Consider the following 3,254-nt stretch of genomic DNA (forward strand, 5'->3'; position numbering starts at 1 on the left):
GTAGTGGATGTTGTTACGCACCACGGCCGCCACGCAGGCCTCGGAGCCAGCCGCGGCGCCCATCCAGCAGATGTCGTGGTTGCCCCACTGGATGTCGAGCGAGTGGTAGCCCATGAGGTGGTCGAGGATCGCGTCTCCACGCGCGCCGCGGTCGAAGACGTCGCCCACCACGTGGACGTGGTCGACTGCCAGACGCTTGATGAGGGCGGCGAGGCTCTTGATGAAGTCGCAGACGCTGCCCGTCTCGATGATCGAGTCGACGATGCGTTCGTGGTAGGCGGCGCGGCTCGTGGGCTCGCCGGGACTCGCGTGCAGCAGCTCGTCGATGATGTAGGCGTAGGCGACGGGCATGGCCTTGCGTACCTTGGAGCGGGTGTAGGCGTCCGACAGGTAGCGCGCGAGCTCGATGAGCTGCGACAGCGCGGTGCGGTACCACGTGGGCGTGTCGAGGTGCGCGGCGGCGACGCGCTTGAGGCGCTCGTCGGGATAGTAGATGAGGGTGCACAGGTCGGCCTGCTCTCCCGCGGTGAGGCGATGGCGGAAGACCGCGCGCACGCGCTCGCGGATGACGCCCGAGCAGTTGTTGATGATGTGGTCGAACTGCTCGTAGTCGCCGTGGACGTCTGATATGAAGTGCTCGGTGGCCTTGGGAAGGTTGAGGATGGCCTCGAGGTTGATGATCTCGGTGTAGACGGCCTGGCACGTGGGGAACTTCTCGGAGAGAAGCTCAAGGTACTTGGTGCGTTGCCCGTCCATAACGTCTGTGCGCATGCGTCTCCCTCGCCCGTGGTCGTGAGGCCATCCTAGCCCCGCGGGCCTGCGAGTGGCGCAAGTCCATTAAATGTACACGTTTGCGTAGTCATTTGATTCACGGGCGGAGACGGGTGGGCGGACGCGTCGAGCGCCATGGGCGCGGCAGGCCACGTGGGCGACGGGCCCCGCGCGCAAGCGGCCGCGCGTGACGGATAATCAGGGCCAGCAAACACAAACCCGCCCGGACGGGCCACGGCGAAACGAGGACGGATGGCCGCAAGCAAGAGGATGGCAAACTGGGACCTGCTCAGGTCGCTCTCGATGCTGTTGGTCGTCGTGTGCCACAGCGCGCGCTGCCTGCCGCCCGTCTGCGGCGTCGACGCGACGCCCGCCCTCGAACGCCTGGCCCTCGTCTGCGACCCCGTCTTCTTTGCCCTGTCGGGCTTCTTTGCCATCCGGCCCCTCAGACAGGGCTACGGCCGATACCTCTCGCACAAGGCCAAGACGATCGTGGTGCCGCTGCTGGTCTACGCCACGCTCGCCTACGCCGCCTTCTGCCTCACCGGAAGCGAGGTGCTGGGAGTCGACACCTACCTCACCTGGGTCTGGCAGACCATGGGGGCGCAGTACTGGTTCGTGCCCGCGCTCATCCCCTGCCTCATGGTGGCGCCGCTGCTCTTCGTGCTCTTCTCGAATCTGAACAAGCGCCAGACGAGGCTCGCGCTGTCCATAACGGTCGCGCTGTCGCTATGGGGGCTCGCGGGCCAGCTCGTCGAGATGACGTTCCCGTCTGCGACGACCGAGGGGCTGCTGGGCATCGCGAACCACCTCTTCCCGGCGTCAACGCTCCTCGGCAGCTACCTGCCCTACTTCTGCCTGGGATACCTTGCCGAAAGGGTTCCCGAGCTCTATGGCGAGCGAGGCGCCCGAGCCATCTGCGTTCTGGGGTGGGTCGCGTGGCCGTGCGTGGCCCTGCTCGTCCTACTTGGCTTCGAGCCGCACAACCCGGACTATTCGTGGGTCGTGACGACCATCGCGGTGTTTTGCCTCTTTGCCAAGATCTGCGTGCGTGGCCGGCGGACAAGCGCCGCCATCACCTGGGTGGCGCGCCACTCCTACGGTGTCTACCTGCTGCAGGCGGGCGTCATCCACTTTGTCTTTGCCGCGGCGACGGGCGCGGGCCTGCTCGATACCAGCAGGGGCGGGCCCGTCTGCGTCATGGCGTGGGTCGCGTGCACGCTGGCCTGCTACCTCATCTCGCTTGCGGTGGCGGCGCTCCTCGATGCGACCGTGGTGAGGCTCACGCAGGCGGGGTACGAGAGGATCGAGGGCGCGCTCGCCCACCACGAGTAGCGAAAGCGCTCCGGGCAGATGCACCCGCGAGCGCAGGTGGGCTCGCTTCATGACGCACGATGGCGCCGCCGCGTCCCGGCGTGCCAACAGCCCCGCCCCCTTGGCACGCAGGCCTGCCCCATGGTACGCACAAAGAAAAGGGCGAGCCAGGCGGCCCGCCCCGATGGCGCTAGTTGTGGACGACCACCACGTCGCCGACCTTGCACAGGCCAAAGAGCTCTTTGGCCTTGTCGCCGGGCAGGTTCACGCAGCCGTGGCTACCGGCGTACTGGTAAATGTCTCCGCCAAAGCGGCTGCGCCAGCTGGCGTCATGCAGGGCCCACGAGTTGCCAATGAAGGGCATCCAATAGCTCACGTGGCTGATGTACTCGGGCTGGTTGGTGGCCGGGTCGATGGCACCGCGCAGCTCGACGTCGCCCGAGGCGCGACAGCTGTTGAGGACGTAGACGCCGGTGGGCGTGTCGTGGCCCTTGGCGTGGTCGCCGGTGACGCAGTCGCTCTCCCAGACGAGGGCGCCCGAGTCGTCGTACATGCGCACGTGCTGCTCGGCCAGGTCAATGTCGATGTAGCGGTTGCCCCAGTCTCTGAGGCCCGCGTCGGGCACGTTCTGGGCCGTCTCCTTGGTGGGAATCTCGATGGCGTCGGTCGAGCCGGCCTCGACGGCCGCCTTGAGCGCGTCAGTGAGCGCGACCTCGTCGGTGACCCAGCCGTAGGCATCGTCCCAGTGGCTGGAGCCCGTGGCGGCGACCGTCACGACCTTGCCGTCGGGGCGGGTGTAGGTGCGCGCGGCGCCGCGGGTGTCGTACTTGGCGGCGACCTCGGTCTTGACCCAGTCCTTGAGCTTGTTCTCGTCGAGCGTGGCGTTGTGCTGGTCGTCGAGCGTGATCCAGGAAGAAATCTGCGTGCGCGTGACCTCGCCCGCCACGACGCCGCCCATCGTGAGCGGGATGTCGGCCGTCATGAAGCGGTTGGCGTTCTTGGGCGCCTCGGCGAGCTTCTCGTCATCGGACGTGACGCTCGGTCGGGCCAGGCAGTCCTTGCCAAGCCTGATGGTGTCGGTGAGGCTCGTGAGCTGCTCGCCCACGTACGCGATCGTGGCGTCCGCATCGAGGGCCGTGCCAAGCTGCTCGGGCACGACGGCGTAGGCC

At 67.2% G+C, this 3,254-nt stretch carries 3 protein-coding genes; 1 reads left to right on the forward strand and 2 read right to left on the reverse strand.

Translation table 11 applies throughout. The features are described 5' to 3' along the window. The coding region (locus AC1VTH_RS07515) for a fructose-bisphosphatase class III (protein WP_481335522.1) at nucleotides 1-771 on the reverse strand (771 nt) is incomplete at its 3' end. A 252-nt stretch (nucleotides 772-1,023) separates the two neighbouring features. On the opposite strand from AC1VTH_RS07515, the gene AC1VTH_RS07520 reads away from it, so the two are divergent. Continuing rightward, nucleotides 1,024-2,106, forward strand: a complete 1,083-nt coding sequence (locus tag AC1VTH_RS07520; protein ID WP_481335523.1) for an acyltransferase — start codon at nucleotides 1,024-1,026, stop codon at nucleotides 2,104-2,106. Nucleotides 2,107-2,275: 169 nt separating this feature from the next. Here AC1VTH_RS07520 and AC1VTH_RS07525 read toward each other — a convergent pair. Beyond that, nucleotides 2,276-3,254 (reverse strand): L,D-transpeptidase (locus AC1VTH_RS07525; RefSeq protein ID WP_481335524.1); only part of this gene is annotated, 979 nt, incomplete at its 5' end.

The organism is Parolsenella sp. (assembly GCF_982402205.1).

Coding starts and splice junctions, on each gene's coding strand:
- AC1VTH_RS07520 (WP_481335523.1), top strand. CDS start 1,024: ATGGCCGCAAGCAAGAGGATGGCAAACTGGGACCTGCTCAGGTCGCTC.